The sequence below is a fragment of the Paenibacillus sp. ACRRX genome, assembly GCF_022346885.1.
GTDB lineage: Bacteria > Bacillota > Bacilli > Paenibacillales > Paenibacillaceae > Paenibacillus_B.
The window spans coordinates 404,478-429,548 of record NZ_JAKRNK010000003.1; the positions used below are offsets into that span (position 1 = coordinate 404,478).

24 protein-coding genes are annotated in these 25,071 nt (G+C 45.3%); 3 read left to right on the forward strand and 21 right to left on the reverse strand.

Annotation, left to right across the window (positions count from 1 at the left end):
• Nucleotides 1-173 precede the first annotated feature (173 nt).
• Entirely contained in the window at nt 174-1,169 is a 996-nt protein-coding gene (locus MH117_RS12455; protein WP_239329036.1) for a phosphotransferase enzyme family protein, read from the reverse strand.
• A 97-nt stretch (nt 1,170-1,266) separates the two neighbouring features.
• The gene (locus MH117_RS12460) at nt 1,267-1,719 is read right to left on the reverse strand and encodes a GNAT family N-acetyltransferase (protein ID WP_239329037.1); all 453 of its coding nucleotides are present in this window, start codon (nt 1,717-1,719) and stop codon (nt 1,267-1,269) included.
• 299 nt (nt 1,720-2,018) lie between these two features.
• Between MH117_RS12460 and MH117_RS12465 the strand changes: the two genes are divergently transcribed.
• Complete coding sequence (locus tag MH117_RS12465; RefSeq protein WP_239329038.1) at nt 2,019-2,879, forward strand: AraC family transcriptional regulator; 861 nt, start codon at nt 2,019-2,021, stop codon at nt 2,877-2,879.
• Between the two features lie 78 nt (nt 2,880-2,957).
• Here the strand turns inward: MH117_RS12465 and MH117_RS12470 are convergent, their stop codons facing one another.
• The 7 genes from MH117_RS12470 to MH117_RS12500 form a co-directional block, all read right to left on the reverse strand.
• Nucleotides 2,958-3,761, reverse strand: coding sequence for an ABC transporter permease subunit (locus MH117_RS12470; protein ID WP_239329039.1), 804 nt, complete (start codon nt 3,759-3,761; stop codon nt 2,958-2,960).
• A 63-nt stretch (nt 3,762-3,824) separates the two neighbouring features.
• On the reverse strand, nt 3,825-4,622 hold the full coding sequence (locus MH117_RS12475; RefSeq protein ID WP_239329040.1) for an ABC transporter permease subunit: 798 nt from the start codon (nt 4,620-4,622) through the stop codon (nt 3,825-3,827).
• A 6-nt stretch (nt 4,623-4,628) separates the two neighbouring features.
• The gene (locus MH117_RS12480) at nt 4,629-5,519 is read right to left on the reverse strand and encodes an ABC transporter ATP-binding protein (protein WP_239329041.1); all 891 of its coding nucleotides are present in this window, start codon (nt 5,517-5,519) and stop codon (nt 4,629-4,631) included.
• A gap of 26 nt (nt 5,520-5,545) precedes the next feature.
• Nucleotides 5,546-6,172: a TetR/AcrR family transcriptional regulator gene (locus tag MH117_RS12485; RefSeq protein WP_239329042.1), complete on the reverse strand. Its 627-nt coding sequence runs from the start codon at nt 6,170-6,172 to the stop codon at nt 5,546-5,548.
• 198 nt (nt 6,173-6,370) lie between these two features.
• A complete protein-coding gene (locus tag MH117_RS12490) occupies nt 6,371-6,610 on the reverse strand; it encodes a DUF3006 domain-containing protein (RefSeq protein ID WP_239329043.1) in 240 nt (79 codons plus the stop codon).
• Between the two features lie 67 nt (nt 6,611-6,677).
• On the reverse strand, nt 6,678-7,718 hold the full coding sequence (locus MH117_RS12495; protein ID WP_239329044.1) for a ComEC/Rec2 family competence protein: 1,041 nt from the start codon (nt 7,716-7,718) through the stop codon (nt 6,678-6,680).
• Between the two features lie 138 nt (nt 7,719-7,856).
• On the reverse strand, nt 7,857-9,098 hold the full coding sequence (locus MH117_RS12500) for an MFS transporter (protein WP_239329045.1): 1,242 nt from the start codon (nt 9,096-9,098) through the stop codon (nt 7,857-7,859).
• A 340-nt stretch (nt 9,099-9,438) separates the two neighbouring features.
• Between MH117_RS12500 and pepT the strand changes: the two genes are divergently transcribed.
• A complete protein-coding gene (pepT, locus tag MH117_RS12505; RefSeq protein WP_239329046.1) occupies nt 9,439-10,680 on the forward strand; it encodes a peptidase T in 1,242 nt (413 codons plus the stop codon).
• A gap of 87 nt (nt 10,681-10,767) precedes the next feature.
• Here the strand turns inward: pepT and MH117_RS12510 are convergent, their stop codons facing one another.
• The 4 genes from MH117_RS12510 to MH117_RS12525 all read right to left on the reverse strand — a co-directional run bounded on the left by MH117_RS12510 (nt 10,768) and on the right by MH117_RS12525 (nt 13,746).
• Complete coding sequence (locus MH117_RS12510; protein WP_239329047.1) at nt 10,768-11,052, reverse strand: alpha/beta-type small acid-soluble spore protein; 285 nt, start codon at nt 11,050-11,052, stop codon at nt 10,768-10,770.
• 215 nt (nt 11,053-11,267) lie between these two features.
• On the reverse strand, nt 11,268-11,975 hold the full coding sequence (locus tag MH117_RS12515) for a DNA alkylation repair protein (protein WP_239329048.1): 708 nt from the start codon (nt 11,973-11,975) through the stop codon (nt 11,268-11,270).
• 194 nt (nt 11,976-12,169) lie between these two features.
• The gene (locus MH117_RS12520; protein WP_239329049.1) at nt 12,170-12,505 is read right to left on the reverse strand and encodes a hypothetical protein; all 336 of its coding nucleotides are present in this window, start codon (nt 12,503-12,505) and stop codon (nt 12,170-12,172) included.
• A 44-nt stretch (nt 12,506-12,549) separates the two neighbouring features.
• Complete coding sequence (locus MH117_RS12525; protein ID WP_239329051.1) at nt 12,550-13,746, reverse strand: ParM/StbA family protein; 1,197 nt, start codon at nt 13,744-13,746, stop codon at nt 12,550-12,552.
• A gap of 306 nt (nt 13,747-14,052) precedes the next feature.
• Here MH117_RS12525 and MH117_RS12530 point away from each other — a divergent pair, with 306 nt between their 5' ends.
• On the forward strand, nt 14,053-14,274 hold the full coding sequence (locus tag MH117_RS12530) for a hypothetical protein (protein WP_239329052.1): 222 nt from the start codon (nt 14,053-14,055) through the stop codon (nt 14,272-14,274).
• Between the two features lie 111 nt (nt 14,275-14,385).
• Here the strand turns inward: MH117_RS12530 and MH117_RS12535 are convergent, their stop codons facing one another.
• From MH117_RS12535 to MH117_RS12570, 8 genes are all read right to left on the reverse strand, one after another.
• Nucleotides 14,386-15,111 (reverse strand): MerR family transcriptional regulator, encoded by a 726-nt coding sequence (locus tag MH117_RS12535; protein ID WP_239329053.1) that lies wholly within the window; start codon nt 15,109-15,111, stop codon nt 14,386-14,388.
• A gap of 191 nt (nt 15,112-15,302) precedes the next feature.
• The gene (locus tag MH117_RS12540; protein ID WP_239329054.1) at nt 15,303-16,094 is read right to left on the reverse strand and encodes a DUF817 domain-containing protein; all 792 of its coding nucleotides are present in this window, start codon (nt 16,092-16,094) and stop codon (nt 15,303-15,305) included.
• 261 nt (nt 16,095-16,355) lie between these two features.
• Nucleotides 16,356-17,210, reverse strand: coding sequence for a diguanylate cyclase domain-containing protein (locus MH117_RS12545; RefSeq protein WP_239329055.1), 855 nt, complete (start codon nt 17,208-17,210; stop codon nt 16,356-16,358).
• Complete coding sequence (locus MH117_RS12550; protein WP_239329056.1) at nt 17,191-19,299, reverse strand: cellulose biosynthesis cyclic di-GMP-binding regulatory protein BcsB; 2,109 nt, start codon at nt 19,297-19,299, stop codon at nt 17,191-17,193. Before MH117_RS12550 ends, MH117_RS12545 begins: the two co-directional genes overlap by 20 nt.
• A gap of 16 nt (nt 19,300-19,315) precedes the next feature.
• A complete protein-coding gene (locus MH117_RS12555; RefSeq protein ID WP_239329057.1) occupies nt 19,316-20,566 on the reverse strand; it encodes a glycosyltransferase family 2 protein in 1,251 nt (416 codons plus the stop codon).
• A 10-nt stretch (nt 20,567-20,576) separates the two neighbouring features.
• Complete coding sequence (locus tag MH117_RS12560) at nt 20,577-22,115, reverse strand: hypothetical protein (protein WP_239329058.1); 1,539 nt, start codon at nt 22,113-22,115, stop codon at nt 20,577-20,579.
• A gap of 45 nt (nt 22,116-22,160) precedes the next feature.
• A complete protein-coding gene (gene wsfD / locus MH117_RS12565) occupies nt 22,161-23,651 on the reverse strand; it encodes a glycan biosynthesis hexose transferase WsfD (RefSeq protein WP_239329060.1) in 1,491 nt (496 codons plus the stop codon).
• 29 nt (nt 23,652-23,680) lie between these two features.
• Nucleotides 23,681-24,811 carry a hypothetical protein gene (locus tag MH117_RS12570; protein WP_239329061.1) on the reverse strand — a complete coding sequence of 377 codons (1,131 nt, stop codon included), beginning with the start codon at nt 24,809-24,811 and terminating at the stop codon, nt 23,681-23,683.
• Between the last annotated feature and the right edge of the window lie 260 nt (nt 24,812-25,071).

The following is a 25,071-nucleotide window of genomic DNA, read 5'->3' on the forward strand; positions in this document are numbered from 1 at the left end:
TTTTCAACGCAAATATACATCACGTTATAACAACTCCGATTTCATTTGCCGTTTATATAAAGACGATCCCCAAGCTGAACGACGCAGTCAAGTAGCTGCAGAACTCCGTATGTATACTAGCATCACTAGCATCCAACATGCTCAGCAGCAGGGCTACATGCCTGTAGAATTGTTTAGAGGAGAAGCTGCATGCAAGGGATGCCATTTCGTATTCCGTCTACATTATGGGCTAGCCATGCACGTTTATTCTCATCGACTGCCTGTGAACCCCAAATTGTGTAGAGCAGCAGCGTTAATTCAACACGTCTCTTTTCGATGAATAGAGGGAGGTGCACCAACCATTTCTTATCCAATTGATACTTCCGATTGTATCCCGTCATAAAGTGCCGAAACACCTCATTTGCAGCTGTTGATACGCGAGCCTCTTCATATTCGATCTGCTGCTTGTTGCCGAATACGGAGCCGTAAAAGACTGCGATTGCAATATCCTGCAGGAAGTAATCATAACCACAATCGTCGAAGTCAAATGCCGTAATGCCAGATGAATCTACAAAAAAGTTCGATTGATGCAAATCTCGATGGCATAGGCCATAGTGATCCGTCACACGCGGTAAGGCATCAATGGCTGCGGAGACCTCGCTTAGCTTGTGATAAAGCTCATGCTCTACATCACTAAACCGATCGACTGCCAGGCCCAGATCATCCTGATGCGGCCTCGACTCCAAGCCTTCTGCTACTCGGTAACCCACCGTCTTGGCGTGCATATCACCCGTTATCTCTCCCCATAACTCAAAAAGGTGCGGGCCCCACAGCTCATGAGAAGCATTCACATGCGAACCCTCCGCCTTTTCAAATACAGCCAATGTAAAGTATCCTTCCTCAGCTTCAAGCCTTTCTATGAACTGACCGGAGGAAAAAGGCATTGGACAGACGACGCGGACACCCTGCTCGGCGAGGAAGTGAACCCAATCCAGTTCGGACTCAATTTGTGCTGCTGAACGATGTGCACTATGGGATATACGGAGAATGAGGTCGCGACCTCCTTGCTCAAATCCGTAAATAATATTTTCGAACCCGCCGATAGGATATAAACGATCAACCTCTATACCAAGTCGTTGTGCGGAAAGTTGAAGCTGCTCTTCTGTAAACAAATGCTGCCCATTTGCCACCATGTCATCCCCTTTTAATGGCTCTTGCTCAAAGACCGATTATATTCCCTTCGTTTGCAAAACGCTGACAATCCTATTCCTTTACCAGCATTAGGGATTACAAATCCTGAGATAGGCGAATCATATCTCTGCATTGAATCTCATTTTCAAAGATAGGCTCCGGATAATGCCGTACAAAGAAGTCCTGATCGATTCCCACAATTCTAAACCCGCATTTCTGGTAGAGCGCTAGCTGACCTACACTTGAATTACCGGTACCAAGCTCCACTGTGCTGTAGCCCAGTGATTTAGCTGTCTCAAGTGCATGGCGTACCAACCCCTTCCCTATACCTCTGCCATGGTGCTCTTCAGCAACCGCCACATTAACAAGCTCTACCGTTGACGGTCTCGTCGGCAAGAGTACGTACACCCCAACGACGTAATTGTTATGTTCCGCTATGTAACAGTGCCCGCGCTGGATATATTCCTCTACAATGGCACGTGAAGGGTCTGCCAGCAGTAACAATTCCATTGGATATAATTCATCAATTTTCAGCTTACGTATGTTCATGTTGAATCTCCTTTTTATCAAAAATAGCGCCTATCTTACAGCTGTACTTGGATTTAAAATAGTATATAATTTACATATTCGTGCTGATCTGCTATTTTCCTTCCACCTACCAAGTGCTTTACTCTAGCCCTTGTGTCATCGGTGATGAAGACTGCCCTTTGTACGCTGCTATACAATTCTATTGAGGATTACATAAATTGGTAATAAATAATGAAATACCCTGTTCGAACTTCGCACGGAAGGACAGGAAAATTCAATTCCCTAATGATAGGATAAACATATGAAAGAGGTGGAGGCTTTTGGAGTGGTTGACTCGAATGGAAGCCGTCTTGGAACTGATTGAAAGCAGGATGGAAGATAAGCTTGATATGGATGAGATCGCACGCACGGCACAGACTTCTTCCTTTCATTTTCAACGTATGTTCCATATCGTAACGGGATATACCATTGCAGAGTACATGCGCAAACGTAAATTGACGCTGGCGGCACAGGAGCTGGCCTCTTCTTCCGCCAAAGTGGTTGATGTGTCGTTCAAATACGGCTATGATTCACCAGAATCATTTACGAAGGCCTTTCGCAAAGCGCATGGCATCACACCTTCTGCTGCGCGTCAACCGGGAGCCTCACTAAAAGCCTTCCCTTGCTTGGCATTTCATCTATCTTTGAAGGGAGACAAGGAAATGGAATACAAATTAGTAGACAAACCCGCCTTTCATGCAATTGGCAAGGCACTTCATACTACGACCAAAGATGGCGAAAACTTACGACGCATTCCAGAATTTTGGGGACAATGCAATGAGGACGGAACATATTGTCGACTAGCCGAGCTTGAACCAACCCATCATTTTCTTGGTATCTGCACCGATTTTAAACATGACACTGAAGAGATGAGCTATTGGATTGCTGTTGAAAGCAATCAAGCTGTAGAGGACACAACACTGGACTCTTATTTGGTCCCGGCCAACACTTGGGCTGTCTTCCCTGCTTCAGGTGCTATGCCGCATGCGATGCAGCAGCTGTGGGAGCGAATCTTCCAAGAATGGTTCCCTGCCACCGGATATGAACATGCAGATGGACCTGAATTGGAGGTATATCCGTCGGGCAATCCATCTTCCGAAGACTATCAGTTCGAAGTCTGGATACCGATTAAGAAAAAATAGTAGCCTGATCAACACAAGTAGACCGGTTGCCGCCTCAGCGACCGGTCTGCCATCATTCTGATTTATTACTATATCGTGTTACATATTCAAGTCCCGCTTATTATACCCCACATAGGTCATCGTCGAGCAGACCGCGATAATCACCACTGACAACCATACGGAAACCATAGACAAGCCACCGCCGTACATTACTTTTTTAGCTTCAAAATACTTAAATGGCGTCACGTAAGCCAACACATCCAGGTTGCCGCTTAGATCTATCCCAAGCGACAACATAAAAGCGACTAATAAGGCTGCTGCTGACCAGGAGACTGCACGTTTAGGATTACGGCTGACTGCCGCGATCATAGCACCCACGAGCAGGAACAATAACTGCAATATAAACATCCCTGCCATCATAAGTGCAATATCTCCATTCACATACTCACCGTTACTGTAATAGTTAACCATCGTCACGGAGGAAATCCACATGACCAGACCCACCACGGCCACATTAACCACGGCGGCCAGCAGCTTCGCCGTTAACACAAAGCTCCTGGAGACCGGCTTTACGAGTAGGAACTCAGCTGTCTTGTCCCGCTCCTCCTTCGAGATGATGTTCGCGCCGAGCATAGCCGCATGGATCGTGGCCATCATAAGCAGATACAAGAACAGCACCCCGTAATAACCGCTTGCTTTTGACAAATCAAATGTGCCAATTCCCATAATGATCTGCAGAGACTTAGGCATATCAGCTACGAGATCATTCATGGACTGACCTGTGCCAGACATCGACATCCCCGCATATTTGCCCATACCCGATGCTACCATCACGACGATTGCGATGCACCAAAGGATCAATGACTTGCGAGCAGCCTTTAATTCACGCCTAAATATATTCAACGTAGAGCCCCCTCTTATGTCACCTGTAAGTTACAACATTGTCCATCTGCATCATCTCGTCGTCTAAACCGTATGCACATCCCGCTTCATGTACACGATATAACTAACCATTATCGACGTAACGACAACAACCAGCGCCGCCCACATATAAACAACTTCATAACCATGATGCTGCACAATATAAGCAGCGTCAAAATATTTGAAGGGCGTTAACATACGCAGCTTATCGTCCCCGGTCGAAGCGCCTAAAATGCCAATTAAAAAGAACGCGAATACGGCTCCGAGCGAAATAGGCAGCACAGCTCTTATTTTGGGTATAAGTACGGCTGTCAGAACACCCAGCGACAGAAATAGAAGCTGCACAAATAACAACGTCACCGATACCAGCAATAGTAGGTGCAAATCAAACGATTCTGCACTCACAAGTAAAGCCAGCCCGCTAGCTGCGATTATATATACTAGATTGGTCAGTATCAGCGAAGTACATGCAGCAAGCAGCTTCGCTGTCATGATGCTAGAACGCGCCACAGGTTTCGTTAGCAGAAAGTCAGCCGTCTTTTCACGCGATTCCCTGGATATAATCGAAACCCCCAGATTCATCGCTTGGATGGCGCCACACAATGTCACATACATAAACGCATAGGAGTAAAACCCTAACAGTGAAGTGATCGATTCAATTTGAATGCCCACCGCATGCAAAACGGCCTCCGGCATACTTCTCAGCAGTGTCTTAAACTGTTCCGCATCATGGTTAAATGTCGGGAACATAGACAACATAAAAGCGGCCAGCGCAACCAACGCAGCAGTCCAGATGAGGTTGAACTTACGATAAGCCTTTAGCTCATAGCAATACATGTTCATCACTGCTCAGTCCTCCCGCTCATAATAATGCATAAAGATCTCTTCTAGATCCGGCTCCTCCAGCCACAAATTACTGATCTCAATTGCTGCAAGCTTAGCCGTAATCACATTCAAATTGCCTTTATATAAGAACTGGATCATCGAACCTTCAACCTTCAATTCATTTACACCGCTAAATTGAAAATAATCAGACGCAATCGGAGAAGTAGTTTCCAGCTTAATTCTCTTGTAGCTGTCTGATTGCAGCGCGCTCACCTTCTCCATTTTCACAAGCCTGCCCTCCTTGATAATCGCCACGCGATCACATAAGCGCTGGACCTCACTCAAGATATGAGAGGAGAATAGAATTGTCGCTCCCTTCTTGTTTTCCTGCTCTAGCAGCTCAAAGAACTTCTGCTGCATCAACGGATCTAATCCGCTCGTCGGCTCATCCAATATGATCAGTTTCGGTTCATGCAACAATCCTTGTACAATCCCTACCTTCTTCTTATTGCCCAGCGACAAATCATCGATCTTCTTGTTTAAATCAAGATTCATAATATCGGCTAATTCCTTGAATCGCGACCGACAATCCTTCTTATAGAAACTTGCAGAATAGCTTAACAAGTCCTTCACTTTCATATTGTCATAGTAAAACACTTCTGAAGGAAGGTAACCGATCTCCTTCCTGATCTCCGTCCCATGCCGCAACATATCCTTGCCGAAGATGGCTGCACTGCCGCTTGTTGGCTTAATGAGACCAAGCAGGGTCCGAATCGTGGTGGACTTTCCCGCTCCATTAGGACCGATAAAACCAAATATTTCACCTTGCTCGACCGTAAAGCTTAAATTTGAGATTCCTCTTGCGCTGCCGTAAGTCTTCGTTAAATCGTTTATTTCGATTACGCTTACGCTCATCTGTGACACTCCTCTCGACATACCCTTTATTCGCGATAGAAGGCTTGCTTTAATATCTGCATATATCGATCGATCTCTTCCATAACCTCATCCATTTTGATATCCTCATAACGACTAGCCTTCCACTTTTCCTGCTGCTGCAGCCCGAATCCTTCCAGGGTCCAGAAGATGACTTGAATGGCTCGTGTCACATCGGTACCCTCTTTAAATAAGCTATGGTCGACATCGTGAAAGATTGTGCTGTAGCCGCTAGCCACAAGCTGCTTATTGTAATGCTCCAACTCCGGTTTAATCTCGTCACATTTCTCAAAGTAGGCTGTTTTAAGGAAGTCAAATACGTCTGGATACCTTTGAATCATGTCAAACTTAAGCAGTAACGCCTGCCTCAATTTCATAAAAATATCCTTCTGATCCTGATTCAGCTTCGCTACAAACTCATTCATCAACTGTTCGACTGCATGACCATACAAGTATAGAAACAATTCCTTCTTATTATTAAAATAATGGAACAGCAATCCCTTTGAAATGCCTGCCTCTTTCACAATCTCATTGGTAGATGCTTGCTCATACCCCTTCTGTGAAAATACTTTCAGCGCTGCATTAATGATACGTTCCTGCTTATCCACACCTAGGTTAAGAAATTTTTCAATCATTTGGTGACCTCCGCCGATATCGTTGACCATTAAGGTCAATGTTATTATATGTTAATTGACCTTAGTGGTCAATATTCTTGTTTTTCTGATTGTTGACACTAATCCAGTCTCGATCACATCCATCCCCACAACCCAAAAAGACCCGATCTAGATTAAATCCCGATCAGGTCTTTGGCTAACCTACTCTTACATGGCTGCTTACTCCTCAAATAACTCATCTATCAGCATGTCTGCCTCTTGACGCAAACGTACTGTTCGTTCCTGATCCACACGAATCTTTCCGTCCTCTATCACAACCGCATCTCCAGGGCGAGCGTGTGCAGGCAGTTGACGACGTTCCACCTCTTGCATATCACCGTTCATCTCAATTACAGCCCAATCTCCTTCAAACCTGTCGATTACCCCACAACACGTCCCCTTCTTCTGAGGATCAGTCATGCAATCTCCTCCTAGTGAACTTCATGTATTCGTCTGGGCTGCTTATTTGTGAACACGTACAGTGGCCCTAAGCCCCCTTGTCCGTCGTCATCCAGATTTCGCGCCCGTTGCTGTATGCCACAACGCTGCCCTGTTTGTCAGTTCGGTAAACAGAAGCTCCAGCTCTGGCTAAACGCTTCAAAATAATGTCGTGCGGATGGCCATACTTGTTGCCAGTACCAGAGCTGATCACAGCATACCGCGGTTTTACCGCATTTAAGAAGGCCTGGCTCGAAGAGGTTCGTGAACCATGATGGCCTACTTTCAGCACATCCGCAGTGAGCTTAAAGCCGCTCGTCAACATATCTGCTTCCGATTCCTGCTCTGCATCGCCAGTAAACAGGAACGATGTATCTCCGTAATCAAGCCTTAGTACCGCGCTCCACTCATTAAAATTATCACCATAGCTGTTGACCGGCGCGGCAAACCGCGCCGAAACCTCTTCTGAAAGCGGAAGGGAGCTGCCTGATCGTGCAGCTTTAATCGTTAAGCCTTTGTGCTTTACTGCGTTCAGAAAGTCTTTATAAGTTTGTGTCGTGTGCGAAACTCGAGGTGCGTAGACACTTTTGACATCCAGCTTATTCACTACAATATCTAAACCGCCAATATGATCCGCGTCGGGATGAGTAGCTACTACGGCATCCAGTCGGTCAATTCCGAGTTCCTTCAAATAATCGACCACTAGCTCACCTTTATTATTCTGTCCCGCATCAATCAGGATCGTCTCGCCTGAAGGTGTGACTACTAATGTACTGTCGCCTTGACCGACATCAATAAAATGAACCTCAAGCTTCTCGTCAGATTCTTTCCCGGTCGACGTCCCCTTATTTGCCGGAATTCTTGATTGCTGTGGATGAGCACTTGAAGCAGTCCGATCCCCACTACTGGAATCTGCAGGGATATTCGCAATATATATTCCTGCGAGAACAGCTGCCAGTACAAACAGATTTATTAGGGCTGTTAACACTTTGGTTTGTTGTTTTGTTTTGCGTGCCGGCTTACGTCCGCCTGATGCTGCACCGCTTGCTTTCTTACGGCTGGTTTGACCGTTGGATTTGTTGGGAGGCATTACAATACCGACCTTTCTCTCTCATGGTGTTATGCTTATCATAACAAATGTACATACCCGTATCCACGACAAAGAGGGCACTTCTATGGTGCCCTCCAGTCCATTCGTGTAAAACGTCCTCTTTCCACTATTGCCCTACTATTTTCTGCGAAGCGCGCGACTGAACACAGTCAAGATCGGTCCTAGCAGCACCGCTGCTGTAATTAGTGAAGCCCTCACAGACACACGGCTGCCTACCCAGCCAACGACGGGGCCGCCTGCTGTCTGACCGAGCGCATCCGTCTGACTGATCATAGATAGTACCGTCGCACGAGACTTGCTCTCAATGTTCATGTTAAGCCACGTCTCATAGATCGGTTGACTCAATGTTTGAACGACTCCCACAATAAGGATTGAGCCTAATGCCCAAACCAAGTTGGGCGAGAAAGCAAGTGCCACAATACCCGCAATACGGAAAGCTGTCAGCATAAACATAGCCACAAAGACTGCTCGTTCATTGCCCATATCCAGCCTGTTTTCCGTGATCCGTACCGCAGCAATGCTAATCAGGGTCGACAACACTGCTATTAAGCCAAACCACATGGGCATGGATAAAGGAATCTCTGCCGGGAATCCGATTCCTGTAATTAAATGCATCTCCCATAGTCGGTCATAGCCTTCTGACGCCGCACCACTGAACAAGGTCACCCCAACAATCATCAAGAGTATAGGATGCCGTCTTACGGTAGACGCGCCGGATAGCCAGGTCGATTTCATATGCTCCCAATGTGAGCCCTGCTGCTCTTGTACTGCTCCCACAAATGCTGTCTCTTTCATGAATAAAAGCAAAAATACACCCAGACTTGCATAAATAAGCCCGCCTAATACATAAGGCAGATTGGGCGCAATTGTGGACATACCGACACTCAATCCGATTCCAAGCAAGTTGCCCAGAAGAGACACTCGCTTCGCTTTTAAGAAGAGGTTCCCCACGTTTGATTCGCCTACTTCATCCACAATCCAGGCCGAATCTGCGCCACTAATAAAAGTATGGCCTACACCCCATATGAATTCAGCTACAAGTACCCATGCGAATATAGAAAGGACTGGAACAACAGCCCCTATCCACATCACACTGCCTTCCAGCATGAATCCTGCTCCAATAATAAACATGCCGATGATTACCGAACGCCGTCGACTATACGTGTCTGCAACAACACCTGTTATTCCTTCAAATAGGAGGACGGTTAGCTCAAGCACCGTTCCCATCAAGACAAGTTGAACAGGATTTAGTCCCAATTCCGCAACAAAATAAATCCCATGTGTAACAAACATTGTTGAGCTAGCTAATGCCGTCATAAACATCATAATGATATAGACTTGTGCCGCGCGTAAGTTCATATTCGTATGATCCGCCCTTACCGGCAGATGGCACGTCACGTTAAGCTTACGTTAAATTGCCGTATCCTTACCTGCGCTTTACTAGCGCGCGCCCTCTACCGCTCGATTTGTATTTTCTTTCGATCGTGTGGGGTAAATGATAAGCATTTCTGCATCCTAACACACCTCCTAATGATTTATTTTATTATAAATAATTCCATCTATTTGTAAAGGTTTATCTAGCAGAATAGACATAAGGTCAATTTTGAATAATCTATGGACACACTGAAAACTACAGGAGTACATGTAAGTTGGTAGTTCGTGTTAAAATAAAATAGGAAATAGAAGGGAGTTGAATAAGTTGAAACAGGATCTCATTGCTAGATTAACAACTTACGTACAGGTGGACACGCAATCCGATGAAGACAGTACCACATGCCCGACTACGCCAGGGCAACTTACACTTGGCAACATGCTTGTCAACGAGCTAGAGGAAATAGGGATGCAGGAAGTGACGATAGATGCCAATGGTTACGTCATGGCTACGCTTCCTTCCAATACGAACAAGTCACAAGTGCCCACAATTGGTTTCCTTGCTCACGTGGACACAGCGACTGACTTTACAGGCAAAGATGTAAAACCTCAGGTCATTGAAACGTACGACGGAGGCGATATCTCGTTAAATGAAGCGCTGCGTGTTGTCCTGTCACCCAAGGAATTCCCCGAGTTAAGTCAGTATAAAGGCCATACTCTAATGACAACTGACGGCACTACACTGCTTGGTGCAGACAACAAAGCAGGAATCGCTGAGATTATGACGGCAATGGCTTATCTCATTGCGCATCCTGAGATTAAACACGGCAAAGTACGCGTGGCCTTTACGCCGGATGAAGAAATCGGCAGAGGCCCGCAGCGGTTCGATGTCGCTGCCTTTGGCGCTGTATATGCCTACACCGTGGATGGCGGGCCTCTAGGCGAGCTCGAATATGAAAGTTTTAATGCCGCAGCGGCAAAGATTACGGTTAAAGGCTCGAGTGTGCATCCAGGCAGCGCGAAGGATAAGATGATCAATTCGACCAAGATCGCCATGCAGTTGCACGGAAGACTGCCTGTGGAAGAAGCGCCTGAGCATACCAAGGGATACGAAGGCTTCTATCACCTGAGTTCTTTCCGAGGTGATGTGGAGGAAACAAAGCTAAGTTACATCATCCGTGATTTTGATCGCGAAAAGTTCGAGGCCAAAAAGGCCAACCTGACACGCATCGTACAGGAATTCCAGCAAACTTACGGAGAGCATAACATTGTGCTTGATATGTATGACCAATATTACAACATGAAGGACAAGATTGAGCCTGTAATCGAGATCGTGCACATGGCACGCGAAGCCATGGAATCGCTTGATATTAAACCTATTATCCGTGCGATTCGCGGGGGTACTGACGGCTCGCAGTTATCCTACATGGGGCTACCTACACCGAACATTTTTACGGGCGGTGAGAACTACCACGGCAAGTTCGAATATGTTTCAGTCGATAACATGGTCAAAGCTACCCAAGTGGTGATTGAGATTATTAAACGTTTTGAACAACAAAGCGAGGCCTAGCACACAAGTTGTACATACGTTAAATGCGGTGTCCATTTGCAGGTGATAACGCTAACCTGATCGGACACCGCATTCATATTTCATACCTTACTCGCGATTATTCGCCAGCTTCTCCTGCGCAAGTCGAATCATCTCACGCACCATCGTGCCGCCTATCTTCCCACCTACGCGCCCTGCTGATTCGGTGCTTAATCCACCGTTATCCCCCTGCCGCAGGGGTACACCCAGTTGTGCCGCAACTTCATACTTCACATCATCTGGACGTTCGGGATCAACCTGATACCCTTCTCGACGCAGCACTTCTGCCTTAAATGCATTTACACTTTGCTCGGCTCCTTCTACAAGCAATCTTCTCCTGCTTCTTCTGGCCATGATGACACCCCTTCCTTTTCATTTAGGTGTCCTTATCCTTCCCCAAAGCTCTTATCCTATAACCTTTTATCTTTTACTAAAGCTTCTCTAGGAAATCTAGTGGCTAACGATACCTATGATCTGATTCATTTTAGGGATAACTATTGATCCAGATTTATTAACCCGCGATACAAACAAAAAGGCTGATACCGGATATTGTCCGATATCAGCCTATATTAGCAAATACACGTCTTTCGCTTGACCCCAAGCTTCCCTGCCGCTTCTACCTTCTTAATGTAAGCTGCTGCTTCGGGAACTTTACAAGCCGTGTCTCCCATATGAACATGCACTTTACCAATCGCTGTCGCAGTTCGGATTGCTTCCTCGTGAAGCGCCTCAACAAATGCGCCAACTCCAATGACAAACCCATTCATCGTATAACGCACGCGATTGCGCTCCTCATGGATCTTCGTTTCCACTTGATGAAGCAGCTGTTTAATCTCCTCCAGATCAAGCTGCTCATCCGGTGTAATGGACATTGCGTTAATGTAGGTGCTCCATCCACACGCAGCGATCAATTCGTCACGGGACTGCATCCATTCTCGTGCCAATTCAAACCCAAAGGGGCTCTCTGCCGCTACCCCCGGAACTGTCGTTTCCGAGTGCATAACCCAGTTTGCTTGTTTCACCCAAGCTTCTAGTGTCTCTTTATCCATCGTGCGCGGATTGACGGTTAAGCCCGCCAAATACATAGCGTCGCTATTGCCTGTCTCATATAACGCCCGGGCAAGGCCTTGATCCTTCTTCACAGCGGAAACCAGCTTCTTTAAGTCGCCGATCTTCACACCATATAGAGGCTCTTTAGCTCCGTGACGGATAAACGTTTGTTTTGTCTGCTCCGTGCCCATTGCCTCTAATCTGGACATGACCTCCTCTAAAGTCATTGTGCATATCCCTCTCTTCCTGACGATCTTGCATGCATCATGCTAATTACACACTATGCTTGCACGGCCATTGCGCCTCACATATCAAAGCTTGTGTTATTATATAACACTTTACCCTCCCAAATACCACATTGTCATACTTAGTATTACCAAGTAATGCCGATACAAGGAGCACCGTTAGCCTACCACAGCTCTTATACCCATGCCTCAATGTCCTCTTCCACCAGTTCATCCTCCAGTTCTTCCTCCGATGGAGTATCTTCGTTGTCTTCCATGAGTTGATCAAATACGGAAAGTTCACCCGAGCCAGCTCGTGGCAGCAAGGAGGTCACTGAAGCTAATACGTTTCGCTCGACAGGCACAACAGCCTGCAGATTACGAATACCTTGTTGAGAGATTTCCTGCTCTATTAAATAGCGTAAGGAATCCATCAAGTTAGTTTGGATATTAATCCAGTTCATGATTAAAGGATCTTCCGTTTTTTTTGTTTTCAGACTAATATTTTCTCCAGGCAGCTTGGTCTTTTTCACGACGAATCACCTTCCACCTCGCTTTTGGTCACCACATACTTTTCTTACACGGGTTGAACAGCTTTACTCTTTAATGCCTCATAGATTTTTCCTCTCACAAAAGCATTGAGTCCCATGGCATTCATTTGAACCGCATAGGCATCCGGTATATAAAGAAGCAACAATTCCCGTTCACTGCACAATTCATGAAGATGAGGGTACAAGATGGAACGCATAAGTATACTTCCGCCGCCATACACGCAGATCAAGTCGACTTCATTTCGAGACTTCGTCAACTGCCTTTTGACATGCTGTACGATCTGCTTAACCTGGCTCTCCAGCGGTCTTTTGACTGTTTTGATGGCACGGGCATAATATTTGTGGTGTGGATTTTTAAGGACGTCACTGAAAAATTGGCGCGGAGAATTCGGGAGATGGATAAGGCGATTAAAGTCATCCAGTGCTTCTTCAATGGCATAGCCCGCACCATGATGACTACCGTGTACAAACTGACGCAGAAACTTATTTCCCTCTGTGATCGGATATTCTGTTGAACCATCGCCGATATCTACATGAAGAATACGCTTATCTTTAAAGTAGCTGCCGTTAAACTTTTTATCCATGCCATAGCTGGCAGCAAACTCTTGAAAGATGTCACCATCGCGCCATTTCCCATCTTCGTCTTTTTGCAGGGTAAATATAACAGGTGTGGCTTCCGGCACCGCTTTCACAAAAGGGAAAGTAATCTTCACTGCAATACGGCGCGTTCCGAGATGAACGGTCACATGATGAGGGCTGGATGTAAACCGCTTCTCAAACTTTGCAGACGTCTCATCTGTATGCTGCGTGACCGGCAGCGCTGTAGCCATATCTACTTCAACCTCGATCTGTTCAGGGATGTGTTTGCTTTCCTCATATGCCTTCTGTACAGCAACCGCTGCGATTTGGGCAAGTGTATTAATAACCGGCAGATCCATGTCGCTTTTTAGGTCAATTCCGATCTGAAGATTATCTAGCAGCTCTCCGCTCTCCAACGCAAATTGACCGACATAATACATGCCTGGCCGAGCTGCAGGCGAGTCAATGGTGACAACCAATTGTTCCTGCAGCTGCTTCACAAAGCTTTCCGGCTGCTGTTCCTCGCTCCACGGCAGCTCGTCCACCGCACAATTTACATTTGGCTGCGCAATCAATCTGCCGTCAATAATTAAATCATGCTCGCTATTTCCATTATCATTGCCTACAAAAAAGTGAAAGTTCATCATCCATTCCTCCTCATATGTAAAAATATGACTTGGTATTACTTTGCCATACAGAGTGTTATCGTACAATCTGCTGCGAGACCTATTATATAAGGTAACGATCTTCCTGCTTGCCGTCGTATACTGTAACTTTCTGCACATATCGACCTTAAATAACAGATGCAGTCATTATTCGCTGCTCGTTTCCTTTCCCATGCTGTGATAAATGTCATCGGAACGAATAGTTAAATTTTGAATAATAGATAGGGAAGAACTTAACTGAATAACCTCTATTAAAGTTTATTTAAACGAAAGCGAGGAATGGGAATGAAAGCGGCGAGCAATGGAATTGTCAAAGATGATGTAATTGAAGATGTGAAGCAGAAATTTGACTGTACAGTGCTGCGATGCGAAGGGCGCCCCTGCCTTGAATATACAAGCGAAAAGCAATTGGAGTCCATTTCTGGTTATGTGCGGGCACAATATGACAAGGATATTTTGGACGTATTTTTTACAGCAATTGAAAGCTGCGAGATGGACGAGGATTGAGGCCGCCTAATCTTAGCGTAAGAGGACAGGAAACACCAAAGAGCCCCGATTTCCTCATTAAGGATCGGGACTCTCGATTAGTTCTCGTCAGAACTGGAAGACTGCCGTACATTATTGATGGTTATCCGCATAAACCCCCATCGCGTCACACATGAACTGGGCCAAGCCTTCACCAAATTGATCAATGTTCTTGGTGAAGCGTTCATCAGCAACATACATCTGTCCTAGACCTCTGAAAGCCTCCAGCGAGTAGTTGCCCAGCTCATTCAGCAGCACATACCATGCTTTAATAGCCGTTTGGGCCTCTTCCGACTCAGGAGCCAAATGACGTACAGCAGCCAGGTTAACGTATACCTGATTAAATGCATCCTGCTTCTCCTTTGTCATATCAGCGGCTTTGGCATTCGCCTGATCAACGGCTTTATCCCCCCAGCGCTCTCGTGCTTCTTGCTCATACGGATTTCGGCTAAAGTCAAACCCTTCAAACCGTTCCTTGTCAGCCATTTGAATCTCCCCTTTTGCGTGTTGGATGGTCTTATCGATCGTCATGATCATTCGGTTCAAGCGGCTGCGCTGTTCAAGCAAGATGCTGCGGTGCATCCTAAGCGCCTCTTCTCGATCAAACGATGGATTATCGATAATCTCCTTGATTCTTTTCAAAGGGAAGCCAAGTTCTCTGAAAAATAAAATTTGCTGCAGCAGCTCCACATGATCATGTGAGTATAAACGATAACCCGCTTCGGTTGTCTCTTGTGGTACTAACAATCCAATCTCATCATAATGATGCAGCGTACGCACGCTGATTCCGGCCAGATCGGCAACTTCTTTCACTCTCATGGCGTCTTGGCCTCCTTTCACCACTCACTTTAAACTATCACGTAACGTGAGGGTCAACAGAAATTGAATCCATTTCGCAGAAAAAAGGCGAGTCACTCTGTAACTGTATATCTGTCTGTATATCTGTCTGTATATCTGTCTGTACACAGCCTCACGCAGCCATTACAAGAAATCCCTTCGACTTATCTTATCTAGGTCTTTCCTATCCGACTCGCCTTCACATGCTTAAGCTGCGCTACAATAATTACGCTAATAATGGCAAGCAGAAACCACGAGCTAATCTTGCTGACACCAACGATACGCCAGGTCTCATGCTGATCCGGATACTTCCATGCGCCCAAGAACGTTGCGATATTTTCTGCCAGCCAAATAAAAAAACCAACAAGCAAAAAGGCAAGTGTTAGCGGCATCCGATACGTTTTGGTTCTCACCGTATACCAAATTTGTGTCCTCCAAAACACAATAAACACAAGACCCGTCAGCCACCATCGGAAGTCAGGTATAAAGTGATGCGTAAAAAAGTTCAGATAAATAGCGCCACCCAGCAGCACCGTGGCCAACATCCCTGGCCAGCCCGTCATATCCATTCGCAGTCTCCGCCATACCTGGCACATAAAGCTGGCCACGCTTGCATACATAAAACCGCTATAGAGCGGCACACCGAACCACTTGGTATATGCTGCTTCGGGATATGCCCATGAACCCATATACACCTTGTACAGCTCAAGAGCTAAGCCAATTACGTGAAATACACATATCACTTTGATTTCATCAAGTGTCTCCAATCCACTTTTGTACATCAGGAACTGAACCAGCAGCAGTATCAACAAAATTAGGTCATAACGAGGGATAAAGGGAACATCTATAAACTTCGATGCCGCCAACGTTACAAAAATAATAACGGGAAATATACAGCTCATCGCCTGCTGGTAACCGAAATGCAGCAGCTGTATAAATGGATTAAGTTTATTCTCAGCTGTCATCTAAATTCCTCACTCCTTCCACTGCCTATGATTATAATGAAATCGTGAGCGATATACCAACATACCTCTGTCCTTCTGGTATGATCTAATCAATCCAATATCAGAGCTATTATGGAAGCTTCTCCATCAGGCTCATAAGATCATGTTGTCAGCACAGTTACTACAAAGCTCGATACGGTCATGCTTCCGCCAAAAAGAAGAACAGCCCAACCTAGTTAACGGATGGGCTGTTCTTCTTATGTTATATTCGTTGTAATGAGACTATACATCATACTCCAGCTGTTTTCGAGCCTGCACGATAAAGTCGAGCGGCGTCGGTACTTTATCGGGCTGATACTCAATCGCACCGATGTTGAGGTTCAGCTCAATTTTGTACTTTCCGGCAAACTCCACCGTGTTAAACGCAGCAACTTTCTCCTTCAAGCGATCAATAACTACGTTCGCTCCGTCGCGATCCGTAAACAACAGCAGCCCCCAGGTCGGATTGTCTGCATTCAGCATATATAGGGAATCGTTCATACGAATACTGGTCTCGCTTAATTTGGATAGATCATAGATCATCTCCGACATCTGCTCTTCACTAACCATCCGCTTTAACTCATCCCAATACTTCACTTTCACCACTAGCAGCGTCAGTGGAATCTTATACCGGGTTGACAGCGCCATAAATATGGTAGCGTCCTTTTGGAATGAACGTGCATTTTTTAAATCGGTCGTCTCATCCATCGTTGCAAGTGATGTGTTTTTCTTTTTTAACAGCTCATTCTCACCCTGCAGCCGCCGATTTCCAAGAGTCATCATCCAAGTGGTCACTGTAAATATCGGTGTCATCACTAACCAGAAATAATTGTGAACACCGATAACTCCGCCTTCGATCACTGTCTGGTACAATGTGAACGTTCCATATCCAAAAATAAACACGATGTTCATAATTAATCCCGTTGTCACCGTCGTAAAATAGGTCACAATGGCAATTAGAAATGCAACGTTCAGAAAAATGATATTAACGAGGTAACGGTTAGGGTCGCCAACCATAAATACGACGCAAATAAAGGTGATGACAAACCAGAGCAAGAAAGCGCCATCCGATACTAGGCTACTTTGATTCCGTTTCATCGCCCGCCCCCCGTTTCTTTCTGTATTTGCGAATCATCAGAATTAACGCCACCAGGACAAGAAGCATCACCAGCACCGCGGCAACCATGAAGCCAAGTACGTCTCCACGTTCCAATACGTCATCTAGAACAGACTTCGACTCTTGCTCGGTCTGTTTCTTGAAGCGATAGGCGTGAATATTACCGTCCTTATCTGTAGCTACACCGTCTCCATATACTTTCCACTTTGTACTCTCACTCGCCAAAAGCTTGGATGCAAGATAATAGTACTCAGAGCCAGCCCCTGTAACGGCCAGCAATCCGTGACCCGGCTCATAAGGCGAGTCTAATAACTGCAGTGTCCCCATACGTTTTCCATAATCCGTGTCGATACTCATTTTCTCATTAGAAATGAAGCCATCACCTTTGGAATCATACTGGAAGTACAGCTTTAACTTCGGATCCTGAAAAATCTTATTGTTATGGTAGGAGCCAATCGCAATAATGTTACGCTCCTGAAGCACCTTTGCTGCTGCGCTGTCTTCATAGAACTTAACGTCTCCCGTGTTACCCTCAGCATATTGTCCCAGCAGATTAAACAGATTGGACAACGCCAAGTACGTGTAGCTATCTTTAACCTGCGGCATGACTACCGCAACTTGGTTATATCCACCATCCCGAAGAAATGGATTCGGATAATTGTTAAACAGCAGATCGGTTTTATCCTTCGTATTTAATTGCAGCAAGGAATCCTTCGTAATATATGCCCATGGCATCTGATCTTGCGGCTGCACACATGTCACGTTCTCCAGTTCCAGATCAAAGGCAACCGTAACAGAGAAATTACCGGTTACATCAAGGTTCTTTGGAATTGGCAGTGAGAATGTATCCCCATTGGCCATCTCTGAAGTCAGCTTCTTGCTGCCGATCGGTGTATTGTTAATCAGCACCGTCACCAAGGAACGATGGAAGTCCAGGTTCTTGGCATACCGCAGATCTAGACTAACCTTGCTTGCATCTGCTATTGAACGGTTTGCAGGTAAAGAAACAAAGTATGTCTTCTCTTGATGCATCCAGCCTGTCAGTCGATCACCAGCCTCGGTTAATGTTACGTTGCGGTTCACAGTAACATCGGGTGTGTCTACATTTGTATTAGCGTCTACTCGCTTACTAGTTCCGGCTAATTGGCCAACCATCTCTTGATTGGCCAGCAATCTGCCGGCTTTTACTAATAAGTCGGGATTTTTTGACGTAACAACAAGCGTAGGCTGACGATCCATAGAGATCACACGAATAAGTGCCGTGCCGCTTAAGTCCTCATTACCTATAGCGCTCTGCAGAGCTGTTGGCAAATTATCATATAAACCAATCGCCACAATAGTTTGCTTTTCCCTCAATGCAGCCGTATCCCAAGTATGTATGGGGATGGCTTTCCCTTTTAAGCTGTTGGCTTTGGCAAAGCCAGACAACGCATGAACGGCTGCTTCCAATTCAGCCGGCTGGCTCTTGGAAGGCACTGCAATCGCACCAAGGTTGGCATTGACCATGTCCCTGCCTACAAAATGGCGGTTGAAGTCATTAATACTTCCCGTCAATGCTTCATTTCTATAGTTTACCTCCACACTGGACGTCTGCCGCAGCTGCAACCAATTATCACGTTTCTCAACGGGTACACAAATCTGGTTCTCTAGGTTAGTAACAATATAACCTTCCACTGTTAACGTATTGCTGCCCTTAACAATCAGTTCTCTCGGCACCGTAACTGTCAGACGCTGTTTCACCGCTTCACTTACAGCAGGGCGAAACGAATGGAACTTCGTACCATTCATAACCAGTGTGACACTCGATTGTTCACCACGTGTCAGAGGCGAGGCTTTATAATCTAGATTGATCTTCACTTCGCGAACGTTCCAATAGGATTCCGTTTGGAAATAAAACTGTCGGGATGCCATTACGCCTGACAATGCTGTATCCGTGCTGCTTAGCACCGTCTCATACATCTGCTGACCGGCTGCTTGAATGCCATTAGCTACAGCCGCAGAAGCTTGTCCTAACTGTACAAATAATAAGGACAAACAGGTCATGCCTATCACAATCCACCGTTTATTCACGAGCTTCTCTCCTGTCTTAATATCGTTCCGTTTTGTACCATTTGACTTCCCGCTTAAACAATTGATCCTTTACATAGTTGTATAAACCGTAAGCCGCAACAACCATCCATAATTGACAATAAGACACATACATGAGCAAAATAATCCACAGATTGGAGAGTCTCATCTCTCCTTTTTCCGTAATAATAGTAATAAAAGTTCCTACAATAAATAACGTGATCGCCAGTACCCATAAGAAAGAACTGAATCCTGCAATGGTCGTGTGCACATAACCCAATGCATGTAGAATAAGCAGAATGTCAGACATAACCAAAGAAGTCAGCAGTAAGAAGTAAATGGATAAAAAGTATAGGATATCAAAACGGATGATCTTAGCCGAACGCTCAAACAGCAGTGGGATGTTTTTAACGATGACATAAATGTTGCCCTTAGCCCAGCGTGTTCGCTGCTTGAACCATACCTTAATCGTCTGCGGTTCCTGCTCCCATGTCACGGCTTTAGGTTGGAACTTGATTCGATAACCCATCATGTAGATTCGGAAGCTGATCTCGGTATCTTCCGCGATGGCTTTAACGTCCCAGCCTCCAATCTCCTCAATAATATGTCTTCGCATAATAAAGTTGGTGCCGGGTATCGTACACAGCTTAAATAGCTTCCATCGACCCGCTTGCGCCATCCATTGAAACGACAAGGTCTCGATATTGATAAAACGTGTCAGCAAATTTGTGTTGCGATTGCGTGTCCTGAACTTGCCGATGACAGCTCCTAACGATTCATCGTGCATAATTTCGCCTACCAGATATCGCAAAGCGGTCTTCTCAGGCGTATTATCCGCATCGTAGATGGCAATCAGCTCACCTTTGCTCTGCGCGAATCCTATATTCAGGGCATTAGATTTCCCTTTGCCGCCTGTAACTGCATCCGTATTAATAATAATCAAGTTGCGCCCAGGATAACGTTCTTTCAAATCGCCGAGCAGCACACTGCTATTGTCGGAAGAGTTGTCGTTAATGACAATAATCTCATAACGTTCATGAGGATAATCAAGCGCCAACAATGATTCAACCGTCTGCGTGATCACAACGCCTTCATTATGGGCAGGTACCATAATGGAGACAAATGGCGCCTCCCCTTTAATCTCTGGAACAGCCTCTCCTTCAATATCGATATAGTACAGGTAACCCGCAATAATCAAGACCACATTCACGAGCAAGAGGGACCAGATGCAGATAACCGCAATCAACATAAGAACATCTGCTATCGTCATGTCTGCCTCCTTATTTGTAATATTTTCGTTTATACAACCGATATCCAACGATGAAGAAGCCGCCGAACACCATCAGTGTAACGATGATAATGATAATAAATACTTTGTTTTGTACATTAAACAGCTTCTCAAAGCTCTTCTGCTGCTCTTCCTTATACGTATAGTCCGAGCTGATATCCTTGATCGCACTCCCAAGGTCTACGCTTTGACCATTAATAGCGATTGTTCCTTTGTACGATATAATTTCGTTCCGCGGCGTTCTTACCGCATGTGATTCATACTTGTAATCCGCGAATGTAATCCAGCTATCAAGTAAACTTTGAATGGCATTATCCAACTGCTCCCGGTCCTTAAAAAAGTCATACGTAATAACCGAATCCATCGGTAGGGATGGAATTGCTCTGCTAGAGCGCTCAAACTGATCCATGAAACTTAATGGCATACTGAACAACGAAGATTGAAATGCTTTAGAGGTATCCGCTCTGGACCTGTAACTGGCCTGTTCATTCGGATACAGCACAGCTGAATCGGAGAAGGACATCCCTTGCTCCGCATACAAATGGTCATATGACCAATACATTTCCGCTCCTACGCCTAATGGCGCAATGCCGTAATCAGCCAGTACATCAATAAAGCTCTCCATTTTAGCCTGTAGTGTATCGTCTTGTACACTGATGGTCGAGGCTACGACCGGGGCGTTGACGATGATGCTGCCATTTCGTGACTGTATATATTTTAGCGTCTCCAAATAACGCTTCATGGCGGGGTAATCCGTATTGCTGAACACGGGTCTGACGCTGACCATAAAGGGGAGTCCCGCCTCATGGAGCTGATCTGCAAGACGTTCCAGCAGCTGTAAATCAGAAAATGGGTAAACTTCTTTAAATAGCAGGTAAGTGCGCCCTTTACGGTTCACTTCGAGCCAATCCTTCAACACATAAGCGGCCGCAATTTCACTAAGATTTCCTTGCTTCAAATAAGGAATATATGCATATCGTTCATGGGATACTGCAAATGGATATGTTTTTCCTGCAAGAGCAAGCTCACCGTATGTACGGCCAGCGCTTTGCTCTGCGTAGGGGAGTGGCTCTGCTTGAATAAATGTTTGCTGAAGCTTCCCGACGGAGAGCCGGATTGTGCCGCCTCTTGCCATCTGCGTGCGCAGACCCAGCTTAGCTTCCACTTGGGCGGGGATCATGGCCCCGATGTGCAAATAGTCACCTTTATACGCTGCCAAATCTGCTATGTAGTCGGCATTCGTTAAGGGCAGATCATATGCATTATGTACTCCAATCACTTTCTCGTATGTCTGAAGTGTCCCTACTTGATAGCTGTCGATATCCGCGATGGTGACTTGGACACCGTAAGCGGCAAGAAGCTGCTGTAACGCGTCTATACTACCTTGTCTCGGTGTCCCTATGCCATAGCTGTCATACGTGAGCAGGACATGTATCGGCTTTTCCTTTACGGCGTCTGCGGCGTGAACAGAAGCTGGAGTGCTCCCCATCAGAATGCCTAGTGTCATAACTAAGATCATTATTAATTTCATGTACTTGCAGCCCTCCATCACGTCACCTCCGATACCGATTAAATATTAGGGACTGTCCAGCTCTTGACCACTCCATAAACGACGACGAATCGCATCAGCAACAACAACAAATGTTACGATGTCAAAGGCAGCCGTAAACACAAATTCATGCTTGGATAAATCCGCATCCCCCGCACCAATAATAGATACCGCAATACCAGACAAGCCCATTAGGACCATGGTTACAATTAGTGGCAATCGGAGCATGCGTCTACTATTTTTGGCCTTCACGGCGGCAATAAACGCAGGCATGTATAACCCAAGTATAAGGATCATCCAGATGACAACAAATCCAAATGTCTTGGGAGCCATCGCTGCTTTTAAAGTACTGTAACCTGAGAAGAAGTTCGTTTGCTCCCTGAACGCTTTGCCCACCGATTTCTCATAGTTCCCCATGGCCGGAGGGCGAATTTTAAATGCGCTTTTGGCGGCTAGATCAAGCATATCAATAGCCTTCCCAGGGTGTGTCACGTAATATTTTAAAATAGAACCAAACCCATACTTGTTATAGAAATGATCTTCCAGTATCGGCGAATCTACATCTATTGTGGTATACAGCTCATAATAGATACTTTCGTTTAATATTGCATACTGCTTATCAATTTCAAACTTGCTCAACGTATCTTCAGGGTCTTCCGAACCCATCAGAATCCCTCGTGTCATCGCGTGGTATTTGTTAATATTAACAAACTCCTTCGGGATTAATGCATATGTCCCAATACCCGCAAGCAGTAGAACGGCTAGTGAAGAAGCCATACACACACGGAACGTCCTTTCTTTACGGATAAAGATCAGACCCACGCCCATTAGGGCAATGATGATGCCCAGCGGTGCATTTTGCTGCTTGCTGGTGGTCAGAAGCAAACCGCTCACGAGCAATATCGCCATCAGGACATAGTCATTATATCGTTTCCTATACATCAGCAGTCCTGCTGCAAATACATACACCATCATAATAAACACGATGCTCTCACCAAAGAAAGAGTTAAAATAAGCGGTATAAGCGGTATCCGCAAACAAAAAAATAGCCAGTATCGCAATCGGATATCCGTACTTCACGGGCACTTTCCACGTCAAGCTTTCTACCAACAGGTAGACTGCCACGATATATAAGACTGTAAACAGGACGGCTTGGACCCGAACATCAAACACTTGCTGATCCACAAACGTATTTAGCCATATCGAAAACTTAATAAAGAGCGATTGAGATGAAAACAAGCTCGCTTGATTCTCATTGAAATATTGAAAAATGCCAAACTTCTTAATAAAGTAGCCAAAATACTGGCTGTCGTAATCGGGCGTATTAAAATACAATCCGTTGCTGTACAAAATACGAAAATAATCGCCGTTATCGGCCATCCCGATATATGGAGGTACAAACAAAGCAATAATCGTGATTATTAATACTCCGGACGCAGCCAAGAGGGACGGCGACACATAGCGGCTTAACCACACAAGTCCGCGCTCCATATGTAATTTGGACCTGATGTTAGCCATGCCGCACGCCATCCCCTTATTACGTTTTATTAATATGCATAGGCCAGCAAGGCCATTAGATTATCAAAAGAAAATGCTTGTTCAGAAGCTGTATCGCCAAATCCCCCTCGCAAAGGACTACCTCCATCTTCAATCTGAAATTGATTCATCCTCCGAATGCTATCTTCGTATAAGGACTTGTCCCCAAGCTCAGAACCGAGCATGGCAGCAATCGCATAAATGGCTGTTGATTGAATATCGTTGGTCGGCGTTCCTTCTTTGGTATATTGGCCGTATAAAGTGCCTGCTTTAACCTGATTCTTAATATATTGAATGCTGGCCTGATTATGTTGTTTCACTTCAGCAAGAGATAAAATCGTAATCAGCGATTCCACTGTGTTAATGTTCTCCGAACGGTAAGCATTGGTTTTATATTGGTATCTGGTTTCGTAAAAAGGAAATTTATCTGACAAATAGCCCTTTTTAGCAATGCCAAGCATATTCCCATACAACTGTTCCTGCTGCTTAGCATCGATTGGAAGCAGTCTCAGCGCAGCAAGGTCAATGTAACATAATGTCACAAAGTCATTTGTGATATGGTAAGTTTCGTCATAAAAGTCGTACAAGTACCCCTCTTTGACATTATGCTCGTAGAACCTGCTGCCATAAGTTGCTCCCTCTTTCACGTAGTGCTCGCTCTTAAACGATTGACCTGCTTCATACAGCGCACGGATGATCCGCAGGTCATCAACAGCCGCATTGAGTGTATACTTCTTTTGCAACTCTGGGCTAAAACGATAACTGAAGCCTGCTGACAAATTAAAGCTTTGCTGCGCTCTTGACCACTCTTGATCAAATGCATCTTGCTGTCCAGTGAGCGCATAGTACCGCATCATAAGTCCTGCGGATTCACTTAACACCTCATGTCCGGTCGCCATTTCCGCCGATTGGCCGGTATTGCGGTAATTGGTATGTATACCATTTGGGCCCGACAGCTTGTTCACGATAAAGTTGTATAGTTGGTTTTGTTTCTCTTGCATATGTAGAGCATTGCCATAACGCTGTATCGGCAATAAATGGGCTTCCCCTGGGGGCTGTTCAGCATGTTCTGGCTGCTTGCATGCCACCGTCGTAAACAGAGACAGAAGAATACTTATGCACAGGATCACATTCTTGCTCATACCTCAGTCTCCTTCATAAAAATAACACCATCACTATCGAATAAGCCTGCAAGGTGGCGCCTCTATACATACAGAAACATATCCGATCCATACTGTCAACTCATTATGCAAATCTTACTGAAAACCATATATTGGTTTTATTTTTGTGTATCCACAGTAATTTTAATTTTATCAAACTATACTGAACATATTCTTAACATCTCTTCGTCGCCCTACTCAACTTTTATTTTTTTATGTTTATTTCTGCTATCATAAACATA